This window comes from Kribbella speibonae (assembly GCF_004331375.1).
In the GTDB taxonomy this organism is placed as follows: Bacteria; Actinomycetota; Actinomycetes; order Propionibacteriales; family Kribbellaceae; genus Kribbella; species Kribbella sindirgiensis.
The window spans coordinates 19,460-36,902 of record NZ_SJKC01000003.1 but is presented as its reverse complement, the minus strand read 5'-3'; the positions used below and the strand labels follow the sequence as shown (position 1 = coordinate 36,902).

Annotated in this window: 19 protein-coding genes; 9 read left to right on the top strand and 10 right to left on the bottom strand. The window is 66.1% G+C overall.

Features of this window, described 5'->3' with window-relative positions; all coding sequences use genetic code 11:
- Nucleotides 1–11: 11 nt before the first annotated feature.
- Entirely contained in the window at nt 12–2,210 is a 2,199-nt protein-coding gene (locus E0H92_RS21450) for a carbohydrate-binding protein (RefSeq protein WP_131497522.1), read from the bottom strand.
- Nucleotides 2,211–2,353: 143 nt separating this feature from the next.
- Between E0H92_RS21450 and E0H92_RS21445 the strand changes: the two genes are divergently transcribed.
- Nucleotides 2,354–2,809, top strand: coding sequence for a hypothetical protein (locus tag E0H92_RS21445; protein ID WP_131497521.1), 456 nt, complete (start codon nt 2,354–2,356; stop codon nt 2,807–2,809).
- 7 nt (nt 2,810–2,816) lie between these two features.
- Here the strand turns inward: E0H92_RS21445 and E0H92_RS21440 are convergent, their stop codons facing one another.
- Nucleotides 2,817–3,146, bottom strand: coding sequence for a cupin domain-containing protein (locus tag E0H92_RS21440; RefSeq protein WP_131497520.1), 330 nt, complete (start codon nt 3,144–3,146; stop codon nt 2,817–2,819).
- Nucleotides 3,147–3,286: 140 nt separating this feature from the next.
- On the opposite strand from E0H92_RS21440, the gene E0H92_RS21435 reads away from it, so the two are divergent.
- Entirely contained in the window at nt 3,287–3,595 is a 309-nt protein-coding gene (locus E0H92_RS21435; protein ID WP_131497519.1) for a hypothetical protein, read from the top strand.
- Nucleotides 3,596–3,602: 7 nt separating this feature from the next.
- On the opposite strand, the gene E0H92_RS21430 is transcribed toward E0H92_RS21435, so the two are convergent.
- From E0H92_RS21430 to E0H92_RS21395, 8 genes are all read right to left on the bottom strand, one after another.
- The gene (locus E0H92_RS21430; RefSeq protein ID WP_131497518.1) at nt 3,603–3,983 is read right to left on the bottom strand and encodes a hypothetical protein; all 381 of its coding nucleotides are present in this window, start codon (nt 3,981–3,983) and stop codon (nt 3,603–3,605) included.
- Nucleotides 3,980–4,336: a hypothetical protein gene (locus E0H92_RS21425; protein ID WP_131497517.1), complete on the bottom strand. Its 357-nt coding sequence runs from the start codon at nt 4,334–4,336 to the stop codon at nt 3,980–3,982. The genes E0H92_RS21430 and E0H92_RS21425 overlap by 4 nt, the downstream gene beginning before the upstream one ends.
- 201 nt (nt 4,337–4,537) lie before the next feature.
- The gene (locus E0H92_RS21420) at nt 4,538–5,281 is read right to left on the bottom strand and encodes a hypothetical protein (RefSeq protein ID WP_131497516.1); all 744 of its coding nucleotides are present in this window, start codon (nt 5,279–5,281) and stop codon (nt 4,538–4,540) included.
- A complete protein-coding gene (locus E0H92_RS21415) occupies nt 5,263–5,799 on the bottom strand; it encodes an SMI1/KNR4 family protein (RefSeq protein ID WP_131497515.1) in 537 nt (178 codons plus the stop codon). The genes E0H92_RS21420 and E0H92_RS21415 overlap by 19 nt, the downstream gene beginning before the upstream one ends.
- A complete protein-coding gene (locus E0H92_RS21410; protein WP_165549902.1) occupies nt 5,796–7,052 on the bottom strand; it encodes a NucA/NucB deoxyribonuclease domain-containing protein in 1,257 nt (418 codons plus the stop codon). The genes E0H92_RS21415 and E0H92_RS21410 overlap by 4 nt, the downstream gene beginning before the upstream one ends.
- A 447-nt stretch (nt 7,053–7,499) precedes the next feature.
- A complete protein-coding gene (locus E0H92_RS21405) occupies nt 7,500–8,372 on the bottom strand; it encodes an alpha/beta fold hydrolase (protein ID WP_131497513.1) in 873 nt (290 codons plus the stop codon).
- Between the two features lie 65 nt (nt 8,373–8,437).
- Nucleotides 8,438–9,055, bottom strand: a complete 618-nt coding sequence (locus E0H92_RS21400) for a TetR/AcrR family transcriptional regulator (protein WP_131460488.1) — start codon at nt 9,053–9,055, stop codon at nt 8,438–8,440.
- Nucleotides 9,056–9,075: 20 nt separating this feature from the next.
- Nucleotides 9,076–9,756 (bottom strand): GntR family transcriptional regulator, encoded by a 681-nt coding sequence (locus E0H92_RS21395; RefSeq protein ID WP_202873761.1) that lies wholly within the window; start codon nt 9,754–9,756, stop codon nt 9,076–9,078.
- 166 nt (nt 9,757–9,922) lie between these two features.
- Here E0H92_RS21395 and E0H92_RS21390 point away from each other — a divergent pair, with 166 nt between their 5' ends.
- The 7 genes from E0H92_RS21390 (at nt 9,923) to E0H92_RS21360 (ending at nt 17,400) form a co-directional block, all read left to right on the top strand.
- Nucleotides 9,923–11,641: a GH39 family glycosyl hydrolase gene (locus tag E0H92_RS21390; protein WP_131497512.1), complete on the top strand. Its 1,719-nt coding sequence runs from the start codon at nt 9,923–9,925 to the stop codon at nt 11,639–11,641.
- A 5-nt stretch (nt 11,642–11,646) separates the two neighbouring features.
- Nucleotides 11,647–12,471, top strand: coding sequence for an aldo/keto reductase (locus E0H92_RS21385; protein ID WP_202873856.1), 825 nt, complete (start codon nt 11,647–11,649; stop codon nt 12,469–12,471).
- A 22-nt stretch (nt 12,472–12,493) separates the two neighbouring features.
- Complete coding sequence (locus E0H92_RS21380) at nt 12,494–13,384, top strand: carbohydrate ABC transporter permease (RefSeq protein ID WP_202873760.1); 891 nt, start codon at nt 12,494–12,496, stop codon at nt 13,382–13,384.
- The gene (locus tag E0H92_RS21375; protein WP_131497510.1) at nt 13,381–14,250 is read left to right on the top strand and encodes a carbohydrate ABC transporter permease; all 870 of its coding nucleotides are present in this window, start codon (nt 13,381–13,383) and stop codon (nt 14,248–14,250) included. The genes E0H92_RS21380 and E0H92_RS21375 overlap by 4 nt, the downstream gene beginning before the upstream one ends.
- Before the next feature lie 9 nt (nt 14,251–14,259).
- Entirely contained in the window at nt 14,260–15,702 is a 1,443-nt protein-coding gene (locus E0H92_RS21370; RefSeq protein ID WP_131497509.1) for an ABC transporter substrate-binding protein, read from the top strand.
- Nucleotides 15,699–16,457 carry an SDR family NAD(P)-dependent oxidoreductase gene (locus E0H92_RS21365; RefSeq protein WP_131497508.1) on the top strand — a complete coding sequence of 253 codons (759 nt, stop codon included), beginning with the start codon at nt 15,699–15,701 and terminating at the stop codon, nt 16,455–16,457. The genes E0H92_RS21370 and E0H92_RS21365 overlap by 4 nt, the downstream gene beginning before the upstream one ends.
- A gap of 250 nt (nt 16,458–16,707) precedes the next feature.
- Complete coding sequence (locus tag E0H92_RS21360; protein ID WP_165549900.1) at nt 16,708–17,400, top strand: hypothetical protein; 693 nt, start codon at nt 16,708–16,710, stop codon at nt 17,398–17,400.
- Nucleotides 17,401–17,443 lie beyond the last annotated feature (43 nt).

Genomic DNA, 17,443 nt, shown 5'->3' with positions numbered 1-17,443 from the left:
TGCGCCGAGCCTCAGGTTGTCAGCCTGAGGTAGTCCAGATTGAAGCCACCCGTCTCGCAGTACACGGTGATCACCTGATCCCCGGCCGGCAACGTCACCTGCGCCTGCACCGACTGGTAGCTCGCCCATCCTCCGGTATCCGGCACCGACACCTTCGCCAGCACGGTCCCGGCCGGATCCCGAATGGACACCGCGTCCGCGGCCACAGCACCCGTCCCGTTCGCAACCCGGAGCTCGAGGTTGTACGTGCCCGCCTGCGCGATATCGACCCGGTACTGCAACCAGTTCCCGGCCGCGGTCCAGCCGACGTTCTTACCGCCACTCGCGGCCGGGTTGCTCTCGACGAAGTTGGCCCCGCCATCGGTCCACCCATGCTGAGCGACGTACGACTCGGCCTCGACCTTCTCGCCGACCGGCGCTCCCCTTGGATTCACGGTGAGATGCACCGTGACCTCGTCGTTCGCCGCGCCGTCCGTCACGCGGAACTTCAGGTCCTGCTCGCCGGCGACGGTCGGGTGGATGCTCACCAGGCCGGTGCTCGCGTCGAGGCTGACTCCAGCCGGCAGGTCCGTCGCGTAGTACGCGAGCCGATCCTTGTCGCGATCGGTCGCCCGCAACTGGACCTGTGTGGTCTGGAACTGGTCGGCGGTCACGTTCGGAACGTCATCGAACTGCGGCGCCCGGTTGTGGTGCGACGACGGGACATCGCCGTGCCACCGGTACGTCGCGTACGAGTTGGCCGGCACTGTCACGGTGAACGACCGGCCCGCCAGCGTGATGCGGACCGTACTCGGCGCGGCGTTGGCGTTGCCCACGATCGCGACGAAGTTGTCCCCGCGGTCCTTGAACACCACGTTGCTGATTCCGTTCGCCGTGGCGCTCGACTCGACGCGCGTGTGCTCCGGCCCGAGGTACTTCGCGAACTGCCCCATCGCGTACAGCTCGTCCCGCACGGAGAACGTTTTCGTCGTCGTGTCGACCTTCACGAGCCGGTTCGGCCACTTCGTCGTCCGGCCGACCTCTTCCCAGTCGATGTTGTTGTCCCGCGCCGGCGTCCAGTGCAGCGTGCCGCCGTCCTGGTCGGTGGTCTGCGCCCACAGCACGTACGACGACGCATCGAGGCGGAAATAGTTCAGAATCGTTTCCGGATTGAGGTCGCTCGTTTCCGTCATGTGCACGGGTTTTCCGAACTCCTCGTACGCGTCCCGCATCACCGCCGGGTCGCCCCAGTACGGGTGGAAGGCGATCGCGTCCGACGCTTTCCGGGTTTCCGGGTCGTTGAAGATCCGGTAGTAGTTCTTGGTCTCGGTGCTGTTCGGGTCGCGCCAGTCCCAGAAGTTGAAGTCGTGCACGTAGAGCTCCGTGCGGAGCCTGGCGCGCCGTACCTCGCGTTTGATCGCGACAGCGAGTTTCTGCTGCTGCTCGACGCTGATGTCCATCGCCGGGTAGACCACGTCGATCCCCGGCTCGTTGAGCAGGGTCAGCGCGTCGATCTTGATACCGCGCTGCGCGTACGCCTGCAGGTACTTCACGTAGTACTTCGCGAACACGTCGATGCAGTCGTCGCGGAGCTTGCCGACCTGGTAGTACGACGTCGTACTGCCCGGCTTCAGCGCGACCTCGCCGGTGAACCGGTTGTTGGTCTTCATCCACGCCGGCGCGCTCCACGCCGACGCGAAGAACGTGGCCCGCGGGTTGTACTTCTGGATCAGCTTGACCGTGTCGACGATGTGCGCGTCGACGTCCCGCTTGATCGAGAAGTACTTGAGGTTCCGGTCCTCGGCGACACCGGCCGGCAACTCGTCGTACGACCAGAACGGGAGGTGCTCGATCAGGTCCGGACTCCCGATCGTCAACCGGAACCGGTCGAACCCGGCGCCGGTCTTCGGATCCACGAGCAGCCGGATCGCCCGCTCCCGCTCCTGCGGCGTCAACTTCCACAGGTTCGACACACTCGTCTCGTCCAGGGAGAAACCCACCCCGGTGTACTTCTGCCTGCTCACACTCGGGTCGATCACGACCGTCGCGTCGGCAGTCGCCGCGTCGTTCCCGACGTACGTCGACGGCAACGGCTGCCAGGGGTGCGCCGCGCCACTCGAGTACGACCCGCTGACCACCGCCCCACGCTGGGCCGCGGCGGGCCCGCCACCCGCCGCCAGCCCGGCCGCCACTACGCCAACCACCACCGCAAGCCCAAGAGTCCGCCTCACAAACCCTCCAACCAGGGAAAGCCTTTACCGGCAGGCAGACTCTAAGTTCAGATTCCCTCCACCAACACCCCCTGCCGGTTCCGGAACTGGTTCCGCAACTTTCCGCGACCCGGCAGACTTATGCTCGAGACAGGAGATGGTGCGTGATGGACGACAAAGCGAAACTGCGGGTCAAAGAGGCTCTGGTCGCGCACCTCGAGGCGCATCTCCGCGCGACGAACGCCGCCGTGGGCCGGGAGGACTCGGCCGCGCGCCTCGACCCGGACTCCTCGTTCTCGGTGGACGACCAGTCCCAGGCCGACGCGGCCGGTGACCTGGGCGGACTCTACGAGGACGTCGCGGAACGTCAGCACAGCACCGTGGCGCAGGCCGAGAACCTCGACTTCGCGCCGACCAGCGAGATCCAGCCGGGCGCGATCGTCGTACTCGACGACAACCACTACGTCGTCGGCGTGGTCAGCTCACCGTTCGAGTGCGACGGGATCACGTACGAAGGCATGACGACCGACGCGCCCCTCTACGACGCGCTCAAAGGCCTCCACGCCGGAGACACCGTCACCTTCGCCGCCACGGAACACCGCATCGACTCGGTGTCCTGACCGTCCGTCAGTGCAACGCGACCGACAACAGCAGAACAGACGCGGCGCGAGCATGTACGTCGTGACGCTGCGGAGGCACCGCCACGAGATCGCCTGTCCGCAACTCGACCTCGGTGTCACCGGTCCGAAGGAGAACGTCCCCCTGCAGGCACATCAGCGAGGCGTCTCCGGGGCTCTGATGTTCGCCGAGCGTCTGCCCGGCGTCCAGCGCGATCAACGTCTGCCGCAACCGGGCCCCGGGCCGGCTGTACAACGTCGTCGCACTCCGCCCGCTGTCGTTCTCCCCAGCCAGCTCCAGGTGAACAGCCGCCAACTCCTCGACCCGCAAGACCTCCATCAGCCGATCGTCGCACCGGGCCGCCAAAGACTCCACCCCCGCGGGGGCCGTCGTACGACTGTGGTCTGAGGTGCGGTCAGGGCGGTGGTCCGGTTTGTCCCTGATGTGGCGGATCGCTGTAGGTCGATAGTTTCGAGGACGTGATGACGTTCCAGATCAAGATCGAAGGTTTCGCCGACGCCGACGAGGCCCTGGCGATGCAGGAGCCGGTGGCGCGCGTGTTGTGCCCGGTCGCCGAACACAACGGCCCGTGCGAAATCCCCTGGGCCTTCACACTGACCGACAACCACGACCTAGTACTAGGCATCTACACAACCCGCCAAAGGGCCGCCGAGCTAACAGCCGACGTACAACAAGCCACCGCCCACCCCACCGCCCTGACAAAAGCCCCACCCGGCCACTTCGACGACCTAGCCGACCAGTACCGAATCGAACATCCCTCGACCTAGAGAGCGTTCATGCGTCCTGACGGCTCGCGAAGGCGAGAAGGGCGAGTGCTCCGGTCCCCACGACCAGCAGCCCGGCCTCCCCGATCCCGACCGCGAGCGAGCGCGCCTCCCCGAGATCGGCCAGATGCGAGACCGCGTGCAGCCCGTTCCAGATCGCGGCGACGACCAGCACCGGCGTACGCCAGGAAGTACGCCGTACGGCGAGCAACAACCCGACCCCGATCGCGATCGAGGCCGCCCCGAAGTCGTGCACCAGATGATCGTTCCGTGGGCCGAAGTCGGCCAGCGTGCGCGTGAACGATCCGCTGCCGACCGCGGCCCAGATACCCAACGCCGCGAAGAGTCCATCGAACGCCGCGATTGCGATCGACGACCATCGATGCCTCATGCAACTGTTCGTTCGGCTCGGCGGATGGAGCGTTGCATGCCGAGGCGCCAGAGGAGGGCGGGGCGGGAGGAGGTGCGGAGGTGGTGTTCCTCGCGCATTGCGGTGAGGAAGTGGGCGGTGAAATCGGTTCGGGGTTGTTGGGCGTGTACTTCGGCGACGGTGCTTCGGGCGAGCTCTGGACGTCGTAATCCGACAACGTCCAGGTGTGTGCCGGCGTGCAGGAGATGGGCCTCGGCGCCCCAGGACAGTGGTACGGCGACGTTGAAGTGGGCCGCGATCGCGTCCGCCACATCGTCGGCCAGCGCAGTACCTCCGCCCGCCTCGATCACGACCCGCCGCGACCTCGGCGACACCTTCCGGACCCTCCGCCGCCAATCCCGTCTCAGCCGCAAACAAGTGGCACGAACCCCAGGCTGGCCTTCGCGCCACCCGAACCGCGACGCCAACGTCATCATCTGGCCCCACCACGGCGGCACCTGCCAACGCTGGCACCTCACGCCGATGTAGAGCGACCGGGTGGGACCTCCGACCAGTTGGTCCGAGATCCCATCGGATCACCGCGTACCGATCACCTTGGCCGCCCGCGCCAGCACCAAGTTGCTGGTGCTGCCGAACGTGACCGGTGCATCGGCCATCTCGATGCGGAACACCAGGTCGAATCGGACCGGCGTGGACTTGATCACCACGTCGCCGTTGCTGTTCGTCGTGTACGTCGCTCCTTGGGTGAACGGCGGGTCGCCGCGGAACGGCGACTCATGGAACCAGGTCGTACCGACGGCGCCGGCCCAGGGGACCATCTTGTTGGTCGCTGCGTCGTAGCGGGTGACGTGGAACGTGATCGTCGTCGTTCCGGTGGCAGCGTCCCAGACACCGGTGCCGGTCACCGCTGACTTGAACCGTACGTCGGTGGTGGGCTGGTTGAAGACGACGTCCGGCCGGTCGACCGGATCGCTCACCTTCCAGGTCCACGTCCCCATCGGGTCATTGCTGTAGACGTCACTGAGCGCCGTGTTCCGCTGCAAGAACCAGGCGTCGGTTGTGAGGGTAGTGCCGACGCTCGCGACCCAGGTCACATTCGAGGGCGCCCCGGCGGTGCAGCTGCGAGTCGGGTTGAACTGCAGGAAGGGCTTGTCGACCGCGATCCGGGCCGGCGGGGTCAGCGTGCAGCTCAGCGCCGGGTCATCGGTGCTAGTCGCGCTGCTGAGACCTGCCGTCCCCAGGACGGCGGCCAGTCCAGCCGCGACGATCAGCACGAACGTTCCGCCGCGCCGCGGTCGTTTCAGAACTCGGGTTCCCATGAGGAGATCCAATTCATCCGGTCGTTCACGTATTCGAGTCGGTAGTCGGCGCTGGTCCCGGCGTACGCGGCCAGCGTCGAGGTCAACAAGCCGGTCAGCGTTCCGTCCGGCGCTGCCGGCCGCGGCCCGTCCTCCGGGCTGGCGTTCCAGACCCTGCCGACGTCCACTGTGTCCGCCATCAGGAAATCGCCGCTGCCGTTGGTGGCAAAGGGAAACGCCTCGACGTCAGCACGCCGGCACCAGCCGACGGGCCAGCTGCCCTGCTCGGCCACGACGTCGAGCGGCAGCCACTCCCACCAGGGTGGGAAGACGAAGAAGCCAGGGTGTCCAGGGCCCTCGGGATGCGCGCCGTCGCCCATCCGGTACAGGTCGACGAGCGCCTCAGGCCTCCGCACACCGAGGTGGCGGGCCGTGTCGGCCAGCTGGTGTTCAGGCGGTGCTGGTCGCAGCTCGGTCGCCGCCAGCGGCTGGCGGAGCAGCACCTTCCAGAATTCGGCCCACAAGTCAGGTGCGGTCAATCCTCCCCCTCAACACATTCCGGCTCTTCCGGAGGCTCGGGATACGTCGGCCCGTCGAAGATGTCGACCTGGAACTCGTCGCCCTCGAGCACTCTGTCCTTCACCAGCCACTTGCCCATCCAGCAGCCCGACCGGCGGTTGTCACGATAGTTGATGTACTTCACCGAGAAGTCGTAGTTGGGCAGCGGTGGGGCGAGCGAGCCTTCCAATGTGCTGGCGAAGGGGTACTCGTCGCAGTCGGTGTCCGGCGGCTTGATCGGGACCGCTGCCTGGCAGGCCTTCCTCGATGCGTTCCGCTGGGCATCCTTCAGCGCGTCGTCCCAGTGCCGATGCAGGTTCGTCGCGATCGTCTTCGTCCCGTTCTCCGGAGGCACCGGGTCGGTCGAGTTCGGGTTCTCCTGCGCCTGCCGGATGTGCTGCGCCGACTGCGTGATGCCGGCGTCGTTGATGTTGAACCGCAGGTGCGGCAAGGTCGGGAAGACGCACGCCTCCTTCTTGAACTCGCCCCGGGTCAGCTGCGCGGAGTCACACCGCCAGCTGGTGCCGAACTCCTGGATGCCACCGATCTGCTGGTCGACCTGCTGGCCACCGGTGGTCGTGGTGAAGTAGTACGGGAACCGGAACCGGCCGGTGTCTCTGCTGATCGGGTTGGTACTGGTCGGCATCCTGGGCGACTGCATCGTGAAGGTCAGGCCGATCGAGCCCAGGTCACGCAGCCCGATGCTCTGCCGGGTCGCCGGGGTGATCGAGCACGCCGCGGGCAACTTGTCGGTCGAGCAGCTCGGCGTCATCGAGATCACCGCGATGTCGGCGAGCACGCCACGCCGGGGCGGCACATGAATCTCGTCCGCCTTGAAGGTCACCGTGACCGTTCGGCCGTCCTCCGATGCCTGGGCCATCATCGTCATCCGGAACATCAACGTCCCGAGCGGATAGATCTGGTTGGGTGCCCAGAACGTGACGCCATGCTGCTTCCAGGCACAGAACTGGAAGTGGTTCACGACCCGCCCACCGGTGGACGAGTTGGTGGTCTCTCCCAGGCTGCCTTCCTTGTGGCAGTCCTCGTCGGTCCAGTTGGTGAAGTCCTCGTACGGTCGTGGGCGGTCTCCTTCGGCCAGGGACTTCGGCTGGCCGCGGTCGGGCTGTGACGGAGTTGGCGTCGGGTTGCCGGCGACGGCCTGCTGAGCAGCCGTCGAGGTCAACCCCAACGCGAGAACGAGAGACAACAAGGACAGCGATTTGAAACGCCTCACCGAAGAGCCCCCAGGATGGTGTAGGTGTGCGCCCGTGGGCGCCGTGCACCCGACCATCGGTGCCGCCGAGACTCGCGTTACTGAATTTGCAACAACCTGCAGACATTGTTGACCCGTGGGCTCAACCACCCCTACGATCACCCGCCGGCGCGCCGCGGTGCCGCCCTGCAGCTTCTGGCAGTGGCTGTGGCCTGCTGGTAGGGCTGGAAGCCTGGCCGCCTCCAAAGGTCTGTCACATTCCGACCGCCGAAAGGTAGCCCGGGCCTCGGTTCGGTGCGAAGCCGGCGTCGAGGACCGACACCAGATCCCCTGCCGCCATGCCTATGGTCCTGCGTCCCCACGGGTTCAGGACGAGCGGCTGCTGCTAGCGGTTGCTGTCATTGTCCGTGCCATTGGCCTGGGTATTGAGCCTGGGGAAGTAGAGGTCGTCCTCACCGCCGCGCAGCCCTATCGCTGCCATCGCGCCAACCCTTCGCTTGCGACAAGCTCCGGCTGATCCTCGGCGACGTACGTGAAGGAGTCGGGAATCAGCTGCACCCGAGTCCCGAGTCGCTCGGCGTACGCCGCGGCGTGGGCCGGCGGGAACACCCGATCGTCCCCCGCCCAGAGCACATCGACCGGCTTGCCGAACTCCTCGACGAGCGTAGCGGCGGCAGCCCGGCTGTACCGCTCGTCGACCGCACCGATCGCCTTCCGCCCGTCGTACCGAATCGCCGCATCGTTCAGCACCGGGTCGATGTAGCCGCGCATCGTGACCTCGTCGATCGGGTACTTGGCCAGCCAGCCGTACGTGTTCCGCCATCGCCAACTGCCCGGCCATCGCAGCACCTGATAGAGCGCGCGGTACGTCAACGGATGCACCGCCGTCCGCTTGAGCAGCGGAAACCCGCCCGGCGCCGGCGGCCACGTGCAGGACGGCGTCTCGCACGACGCCAGCACAAGGCGCCCGAGACGTTCTGGGTACGCCGCCGCGGCGAGCTGACTGTAGGCGCCGCCCGAGTCGTTGCCGAACAGGATCACGTCGCGGAGACCGAGCGCATCCAGGAAATCAGCGATCAACCGTGCGATCCCGGGCGGCGACAGATCGGCGTCCCGGTTCATCGGCACCAGATGAGACCCCAGCGGCCAGTCCGGGGTGATGCACCGGAACTGCCCCGACAGCAGCGGCACGACCTTGCGCCACAGGTTCGCGTTCACCAGATACCCGTGCACGAAGACGATCGGCGGACCGTCCCCGACCGCGTGATACCGCACGGTTCCGGCCGGCAGCTCGACGTCGTACGCCGTACCCAACCGCGCATCGCGTCGGACCGTCAACACGTCGCGACCTCCTTCTTGTAATCATTGCAAGAAGTGTCCGCACACTAGCACAAGTCTCGCGAGGATCAGTCCTGCTCGACCAGGAGACCGCGGGCGAACGCGTCCGTCGCCGCCCGGAGCAGACGCTTCAACTGCCGTGGGGTGCGTTGCAGGCGATCCTGCCGCCAGCCCAGGCTGATGATCCCGTTCCACGAGGACCACAGCACGGTCGCCATCTCTTGGGCGTTGACCTTGCGGATCGTGCCGGCCTTGATACCGCGCTTGATCGCGTCGACCATCCGCCGGTTCTGCTCGTCCACCGAGTCCGCCAACCGCTCCGCGAGTTCCTGCCCCGCGGCATAACTCCCCGGCTCCGCGGGGAACGCCAGCATCCGGAAATACTCAGGATTGGCCAGGTAGAACGCGAGGTACTCGTCCGCCGCGGCGTACAACTGCTCGACCGGCCCGCGGCCCTCGACGTACGCGAGATCCATGAACTGCCGATCCACGACAACGGCCCGCTCCACCAAGGCGGCGTACAACCCGGCCTTCGACCCGAAGTGGTTGTAGACCGACCCGATCGCGACACCAGCGGTGGCCGCGATCTCTTCGACCGTGACGTCCGCGACGGACCGCGCCGCGAACAGCTCCTCCGCAGCCTTCAGCAAGGCATCGATCGTCCGCTGCGCCCGTGGATCCGTCATCGTGCAACCATTGCACAACGTCAGCGGTCGGGCAGGTTGAGCCGCTTCAGCCGCTCGTACGCCCCGAGGATGTGCTTGTCGATCCCGTCCTGCGCGGCTTGCGGATCACCGAGGGCCAGGGCGTCCCGCAGCTCCTTGTGCTCGCTGTAGCCGACCTCCAGGAAATCCGGGAAACTCGCGTTCCGGGCTCGCAGGAAAACCGTCACCTGCCCGCGGATGGATTCCCATACCCGCTGCACCCGGCCGTGGTCGCAGTACGCGTAGATGATGTCGTGGAACTGCAGGTCCAGCCGGACGGCGTCCTCCGGATCGATCTTGGTGTCGACGCTCTTCATCTGCTCCAGGACCGCGTCCATCTCGGCGAATCCCGCGCCCTGCATCCGGGTGCACGCGCGGCCGGCGGCGAGTCTCTCGATCGCGCCGCGGAGGGTGTGCACCTCGTCGACGTCGGTCTTGGTCAGAGTGCTGACGAAGGCCCCGCGGTGCCGCCGGAGCTCGACGTGACCCTCTTCCTCGAGCCGGGCCAGCGCCTGCCGGATCGGCCCGCGGCTGACCTTGAGCGCGTCGGCCAGCTCGGTCTCCTTGAGATGCTGGCCCGGCTGGAAGCGCCCGCCCGTGATCATCTCGCGGAGCACGTCGGTGACCAGATCACCGAGAGCGCGCTGCGACGGCAGCGGGGACACGACATCGTCGGGGATCAAGCCGACCACCTCCTCGGGCCAGTTACCGCCAGTAGTCCGGCGCAGGGACGACTCTAACCCCTGTCCGGTCTCTCTGTAGATTGTAAACAGTTACTCATTGACAGTAAACGAAGTGCCGAGCAGACTCGGGAACCTCCCCCTCAGGCAGAGAGAGGTCATAACGCCGATGACCACCGACACACCGGTTCACACTGGACGCAGGGCCCTCGGGCCGTTTCCGCCGGCCGCTCCCCGGAATCCCGACGCACCGCACGTTTCCGCGGCCACGATCGAGGTCGACGCCGCGTGGACCGACGGTCCGCTGACGCGCATCTGGGAGAGCTTCGGGTACGACGAGTTCAACTGGACGTACACGCCCACCGGAAAACGCCTGCTGCAGACCTTCGCCGACTTCTCCGGCGCCGGGTACTTCGTCCGGCCGCACTACATGTACTGCTCCGGCAGCGGATTCGGCATCCCGCACTGGAGCTCCGGCAACGTCTACCACGAAGACGCCGACGGCAACCCGTACTACGACTTCACGCTGCTGGACCAGGCGTACGACGCGATCGTCGGCGCCGGACACCACCTACTCGTGGAACTGGGCTTCACGCCGCGCGACCTATTGCCACCCGAGGCCGCCGAGCTGACCGTCGTACCGAGCCCGACTGCCTACACGAACTACGAGGCAGGTGCCTGGGGATATCCGCCCAAGGACTACGCCAAGTGGGCGGGACTGATCAGCGCCACGGTGCAGCACTGCATCGAGCGGTACGGCGAGGCCGAGGTGAAGACCTGGCTCTGGGAGCTGTGGAACGAGCCGGATATCTCCTATTGGCGCGGCACTCTCGACCAGTACAACGAGCTCTACACCGCGACGGTCCAGGCGATCCGCGGCGTGCTCCCCGAGGCCAAGGTCGGCGGACCGGCAGTCACCAGTGGCGGAATCAGTTTCCTGCAAGGTTTCCTGGACTACACCTCGCGTCGCGACGAGCCGCTGGACTTCATCTCGTACCACACCAAGGGCTGCCACTTCCCGACCCGCGACTACCGCCCGTTCGCCGAGCCGGCGGCCGAGCAGCTCAGTCCGTCGTCCACGAAGATGCTGTACGACCTGCGCGAGTTCAACCGCCTGATCGGGTCGTACGACGCGTACGCCGAGCTGCCGGTGATCGTCGACGAGTGCGACGCGGCGGTGCCGGCGCATTTCGGACGCTACGACAACCGCAACTACAGCTTCCAGAACACCGAGTACTACCCGGTCTTCCAGGCGAAGTTGATGAAGAAGATCCTCGACCTGAACGCCGTTGAGCCGGCCCAGGTCGCCTACGCCACCTCATGGAGTTTCTACTTCGAGGCCGAACGCTACTTCGAAGGCACCCGGTCCTTCCTCACGGCGGGTGGTGTCGAAAAGCCGTTCCTCAACGCCTATCGGATGCTGTCGCTGCTCGGCCGGGACCGGCTGCGGACAACGTCGGACGCGGCATGGCAGGTCGGCGAACTCGAGGGTACTGACGGCAGCAGCATGCCTGAGGAAGTAGACGCCCTCGCGTCGCGTTCGGAGGACGGGAGCGTTGCCGTGCTGATCTGGCGGCACATCGACGACCAGTACCAGACCAGCGAGGACCTGACGCCGGTGACGGTGACCGTGCGCAACCTGCCGGCCGGTTCGTACCGCTTGCGGCACCTGCGCATCGACGCCGACCACAGCAATGCCTTCACCGTCTGGCAACAGCTCGGTTCGCCGCAGGATCCGACCGCCGAACAGCTGGCGGCGATCAAGAGCCGCCAGGGTCTCGAGGAGTTCGAAGCGGAACGCAGCCTGACTGTGGACGGCGACGTCTCACTTGAGGTCTCCCTTCCGTTGCCGTCGGCATCGTTGCTGATTCTCGAACCGAGCAGCTGATCGTGATGATCACACTGACCAACGGCGTCCGGATTCCGCAGCGCGGCTTCGGCGTCTTCCAGGTCCCGCCGGGCGACACCCAGCGGGTCGTCGAGCAGGCGATCGAGATCGGGTACCGCCACATCGACACCGCGGCGGCGTACAACAACGAGGCCGGTGTCGGCGCCGCCGTACGGGCCAGCGGGCTGCCGCGCGACGAACTGTTCGTCACCACCAAGTTGCGCAACGGCGAGCACGGTTACGAGACGGCGCTGACGGCGTACGACGACACGCTGCAGCGACTCGGCCTGGACTACGCGGATCAGTATCTCGTGCACTGGCCGCATCCGACGGCAGATCGCTATGTCGACAGTTGGCGTGCGCTCGAGCGGATCTACGCCGACGGGCGGGTCCGGGCGATTGGTGTGTCCAACTTCCTGCCCGAACACCTGGACCGGTTGGCGAAGGAGAGCGAGATCGTTCCGGCGATCAACCAGATCGAGCTGCATCCGAGTTATCAGCAGCGCGAACTGACCGCCCTGTGCCGCGAGCGGTCGATCGCGATCGCGGCGTACTCGCCGCTCTGTCAAGGCCACGACCTCGACCTTCCGGTCCTGGCGTCGATCGCCGGTGCGCACGACGTGACGCCGGCGCAGGTGGTGCTCCGCTGGCACCTGCACCAAGGGCACCTCATCATCCCCAAATCGGTCGCTCCGGAGCGGATCCGGGCGAACTTCGACCTCGGCGGCTTCGAGCTGACCGACGAGGAGATCGCGTCGATCACCGCGGCGGAGAGCGGTCACCGGATCGGCAACGATCCCCGCACCTTCGCGCTCAGCCAGATCAGGTAGCCCGGCCATGACGAGCAGATCTGTGCGCTTCAGGACCACCTGGATCTGGATCTTCCTGGTGCCGACGGTCGTGCTGTACGGCGTCTACACCATCTACCCGATCATCGCGAGCTACTGGTACTCGCTGGTCGAGTGGAACGGTTTCGACAGCGGCCAGAAGTTCGTCGGCCTGAGCAACTACCGCGAGGTCTTCGCCGATCCGCTGTTCTGGAACTCGTTCAAGGTCACGCTGTTCTTCATGCTGCTGGTGGTACCGGCGCGCGTGCTGCTCACGCTGCTGCTGGCGATGGTTCTCAACTCCCCGAAGCTGCCGCTGATCGGTCTGCTGCGTTCGGCGTTCTTCATCCCGGTGGTGACCACGACGGCGATCATCGGCGTGGTCATGCGCTTCATCCTGGATCCCGCCAGCGGTCCGATCAGCACAGCGCTGATGAAGCTCGGGTTCGGTGGCGTCGACTTCCTGGGTGATCAGCACCTGGCCCTGCCGACCGCGGCCGTGCTGTACGTCTGGAAGTTCTTCGGCGTCACGATGATCTACTGGCTGGCGGCGTTGCAGACCATTCCGTACGAGTTGTACGAGGCAGCTCGGATCGACGGCGCCGGCACCGGGCAGCTCTTCCGGCACATCACCCTGCCGATGCTCAAGCCGTTCCTGATCATCATCACCGTGCTGACGGTCGAGGAGACCTTCCACAACTTCGACCTGATGTACACGCTGACCGGCGGCGGCCCGTACTTCCACACCGAGATCATCGAGATCTACATCTACCGCTGGGCCTTCGCCGCCTCGATCCCCCAGCTCGGGCACGCCTCCGCGGCCGCGGTGATCTTCGGTCTGCTGGTCGCCGTCGTCGGAGCCCTTCAGTTGTGGGGCGTGTACGCCGGACGCCGCCTGAGAGGAGACCAGCGATGACAGCGCAAGCCGTCGTACGCACGGATCGGCGACGGCGCCTGATGCACCGGGTGCCGTGGTGGATCGCCGCGCTCTTCCTGGTGGGTATCGCGGTGCTCTGGATCTTCCCGTTCCTGTGGATGCTGTCGGCATCGCTCAAGGACAACATGGAGATGTTCACCGGCGGGCTGAAGCTGTGGCCCTCGACGTTCGTCTGGGACAACTACTCGCGGGCGTGGAACGACGCCCACTTCGGCCGGTACCTGATCAACACCGTCGTCACCACCGTCGTCACGGTCGTGATCGTCACCATTCGCTGCGCGACCGCCGGGTACGTCCTGGCCCGCTACCGATTCCGCGGGTCCAAGCTCTTCCTCGGCGTACTGATCGCGACGCTGTTCGTCCCCACCGGCTACACGATCATCCCGGTGGTCAAGATCTCGATGCAGCTGCACCTGATCGACTCGCTGGGCGGCATGATCCTCGCGCTCAGCGGCGGGGCGTACGTGTCGGCGATCCTGTTGTACTACGGGTATTTCCGGCAGATCCCCCGCGAGCTGGAGGAAGCCGCGGTCGTCGACGGCGCGGGGTTCGTCCGTACCTTCTTCTCGGTGATGCTGCCGCTGGCGATGCCGGTCACGGCGACCGTCGCGGTCCTGACCTTCATCACGACCTGGAACGCCTTCTTCCTGCCGCTGGTGTTCACCTTCAGCCGGCCCGATCTCCGGACGGTGAGCGTCGGCATGCAGGCGTTCGTCGGTGAGACCGCGACCGACTGGTCCGGTATGGCCGCGGCCGGGGTGATCTCGATCGTCCCGGTGGTCGTGCTCTTCATCTTCCTGCAGCGCTACTTCGTCGAGGGAATCTCCGGCGCAGTCAAGTCCTAAGGAGTGGAAATGACCGAGATGACACGTCGCAGTCTGCTCGGCGCATCGGTATTCGCCGCCATCGGCGCCGCGACCGGATGCAGCGGTTCGAGCACCCAGAGCGGAAGCACGAGCGGGGGTGCCACCGGAACGCTGGACTGGTGGGACCACTTCAGCTCGTTCAAACGCCTCAACGACGACTGGGCCAAGACCCAATCGCCGGCCCTGAAGACCAACGTCGGCCATACGTACTACGACGCGTCCAAGGCGACCCAGGCGTTCCAGCTGGCGCATCAGGCCAACAAGATGCCGGACGTCTACTCCAATGTGATCGGGCTCCCGTTGCCTGCCCTGGTGAGTGGCAAATGGGTACACGAGGTGACGATCCCTGCCGACGTGAAGTCCAAGCTTCCGAAGGACGCGTTCACCGAGGGCATCACCCAGCTGGACGGCAAGCTGTACGGGTTCCCGATGTTCAGCTTCCGACAGAGCTCGACGCTGGTGTGGGTGAACAAGGACCACTGGTCCAAGGCCGGGCTCGATCCGAACAACGTGCCCAAGGACTACGGCGCCTTCAAGGACGCGTTGGGGAAGCTCAAGTCGGCCGGGATTCAGCCGCTCACGCTGGCGATCGGCGCGGACGGCGGGCGCATCCGTGATCAGGTCGACGACATGGCCCAGGCTGCCGGCTTCCCCGGGTATCAAGGCCTGCAGTTCACCACCGGCGAGTACGCGTACCACCACGACGCCTATGTGGGCGTGATCGAGTTCTTGAAGCAGTTGAACGACGACAAGCTGATCATGCCCGGCTCGAACAACTTCGGCGTCGTCGACGCCCGGACCCGGTACGCCTCCGGTGCGGTCGGGACCTTCATCGACGGCATCTGGTGTGCCGGCGGATCCAAGGCGCTGGCGCCGACGATCGTCGACAAGCTCGCCTCCGGTCAGATCCTGGTGCCGACCGCCGGTACGGATCCTTGGTGCTACCGCGGCCGTCCTGCCGCGACGTACTTCGTTTCCGCGGACAGCAAGAATCCCGACGCGGCCGGACAGCTGATCGCGTCGTTCATGTCCGACGACTACCAGAAGGGGATGGTCGAGGCGATGGACCAGCCGCCGTTGAACCTTGATCAGGTCGCGTCGTCGAACGTCGTCGACGCGTACAAGAAGGGCGTCGAGTACTGCAAGGAAAACGTGTTCTTGATGCCGCAGGCGATCGTGAAGAACCCCGCGATCGCGCGCGTCGACGCACTCCGCAAGCCCGTCACGCCGCACGTCGGCAACATCGTCCAGGGCTACCTCGGCGGATCGATCAAGGACCTCAAGGCCGAACTGAAGAAGCTCAGCGACGCCACCACCGCCGACCGGGCCCAGGCCCTGACGAAGGCCAAGGCAGCCGGCGCGAAGGTGTCCGAGTCCGACTACGTCTTCGCCGACTGGAAACCCGGCCAGGACTACGGAGCCCCGAAGTGACCGGCCCGCGTACCGCGATCGTCACCGGTGCTGCCTCCCCACGCGGCATCGGCCGCGCGACCGCATTGCTCCTCGCTGGGCAGGGCTGGAACATCGGCATCCTCGACATCGACGCCGTCGGCGGCAAATCACTCGCCGCGGAGATCACCGCGAAGCACAACGTCACGGCGTACGCCGTCGCCGCCGACGTCTCGAACGAAGCAGAGGTCCGCACAGCGATCGACGAACTGGAAGCCGCCCTCCCACCCCTGGCAGCGCTGGCAAACATCGCCGGCGTCAGCTCCCCCGTCCCCTACCTCGAACTGACCTCCGACGAGTGGCACCGAGTCATCAACACCAACCTCAACGGCGTCCACTACGTCACCCGCCGAGTCGCTGAATCCCTGGTCCGCCATAGCTACGGCCGAATAGTCAGCGTCTCCTCAACCTCAGCCCAACTCGGCGGCGGCACCTACAGCAAAACCCCGTACTCGGTCGCCAAGGCCGGCGTCATCGGCCTGACAAGAGCCCTGGCCAGAGAACTAGGCCCTCACGGCATCACCGTCAACGCAGTAGCCCCCGGCCCGATCGACACCGACATCATGGGCGGCCCTCTAACCCCCACCCGCCGAGCAGCCCTGGTAGACAACCTCCTGACCACCCGCCTAGGCCAACCCAACGACATCGCCCACGCGATCGCCTTCCTCCTATCCGACCACTCCACCTACATAACCGGCCACACCCTCAACGCAGACGGCGGCCTCTACATGCACTGACCTGATCGTTTGACAGACACTCTTCTCGGGGACACAACGTCGCGACAGGCGCACGTTCTCAACCAACCGGATAGGAGCGCCAGTGACCGAGACGTGCCCGAGGTGCGGACGCGATGCGCCGCCCGTTGCGTGCTGTCTCCGCGTTGGCACATGCCGGTCCTACTGCCGAAGCTGTACCAGAGGCATCCGCGCCCGCCGGATCGACGGATTCCCGGTCGACCTACTGACCTGCACAGACTGCGGCCAGCGCGTGATGGTGCACCGCGGCGAACGACGTCCGCGCTTCGAATGCGACCTACGCGACATCCGTTCCGACCAGTTCTTCGCCGACCTGCTGGCCCAGCGACGCGCAGAGGAGCAGGCCGCCGGATTCGAGTACGTCGCCCGCGCGCACCACCACCTGCTGAACACCAGCGGACGAGCCAAGTACGCGTCGAGCATCTGGTACCGGCATTCCGTCTGCGGCGCGATCGTGCCCTCGTGGCAGTTCCGCAGAACAGACCCCAGGACTGGCGAGGGCGCCCCGCCGCTCTGTTACTACTGCGGCGGAGAACCCTGGAGACGACCCAACGCACGGAACCCCGAGGACCCAGCCCTCCTCTACCTGGTGCGATTCCAAGCCCGTGGAAGCCGTTTCCTGAAGATCGGCCTGACCGCCCCAGGGCTCGACCGCCTGGACGGGCATCTGCGCCTCGGCGCTGCCGTCGTCCAAGTGGCCGAGGCACGCTTCGACCGCGTCTCGGCAGCCGAGAAGCAGATCATCGACCTGTGCAGCCACCTACGCACCGAGCCACACGCCTTCATGGCCCACTTCGGCACAAAAGAGACCTTCCGAATGGCCGCCCAAGCCCTGATCGGCGACCTCACCACCCACATCGGCCGCGGCGCCCACGACCGCACCGGCCCCTGGCGCCAAAGGGCCACCCACCGCCGAGCCCACTAGGTGCGCGATGGCGATCGGCTCTGTATTTGTAGATTCCGGCTGG

What these genes read in the sequence shown, in the direction of transcription:
- E0H92_RS21375 (WP_131497510.1), top strand. Translation starts at nt 13,381, where the DNA reads ATGACAGCGCAAGCCGTCGTACGCACGGATCGGCGACGGCGCCTGATG.
- E0H92_RS21440 (WP_131497520.1), bottom strand. Translation starts at nt 3,146, where the DNA reads ATGGAGGTCTTGCGGGTCGAGGAGTTGGCGGCTGTTCACCTGGAGCTG.
- E0H92_RS21370 (WP_131497509.1), top strand. Translation starts at nt 14,260, where the DNA reads ATGACCGAGATGACACGTCGCAGTCTGCTCGGCGCATCGGTATTCGCC.
- E0H92_RS21420 (WP_131497516.1), bottom strand. Translation starts at nt 5,281, where the DNA reads ATGGGAACCCGAGTTCTGAAACGACCGCGGCGCGGCGGAACGTTCGTG.
- E0H92_RS21390 (WP_131497512.1), top strand. Translation starts at nt 9,923, where the DNA reads ATGACCACCGACACACCGGTTCACACTGGACGCAGGGCCCTCGGGCCG.
- E0H92_RS21400 (WP_131460488.1), bottom strand. Translation starts at nt 9,055, where the DNA reads ATGACGGATCCACGGGCGCAGCGGACGATCGATGCCTTGCTGAAGGCT.
- E0H92_RS21385 (WP_202873856.1), top strand. Translation starts at nt 11,647, where the DNA reads ATGATCACACTGACCAACGGCGTCCGGATTCCGCAGCGCGGCTTCGGC.
- E0H92_RS21430 (WP_131497518.1), bottom strand. Translation starts at nt 3,983, where the DNA reads ATGAGGCATCGATGGTCGTCGATCGCAATCGCGGCGTTCGATGGACTC.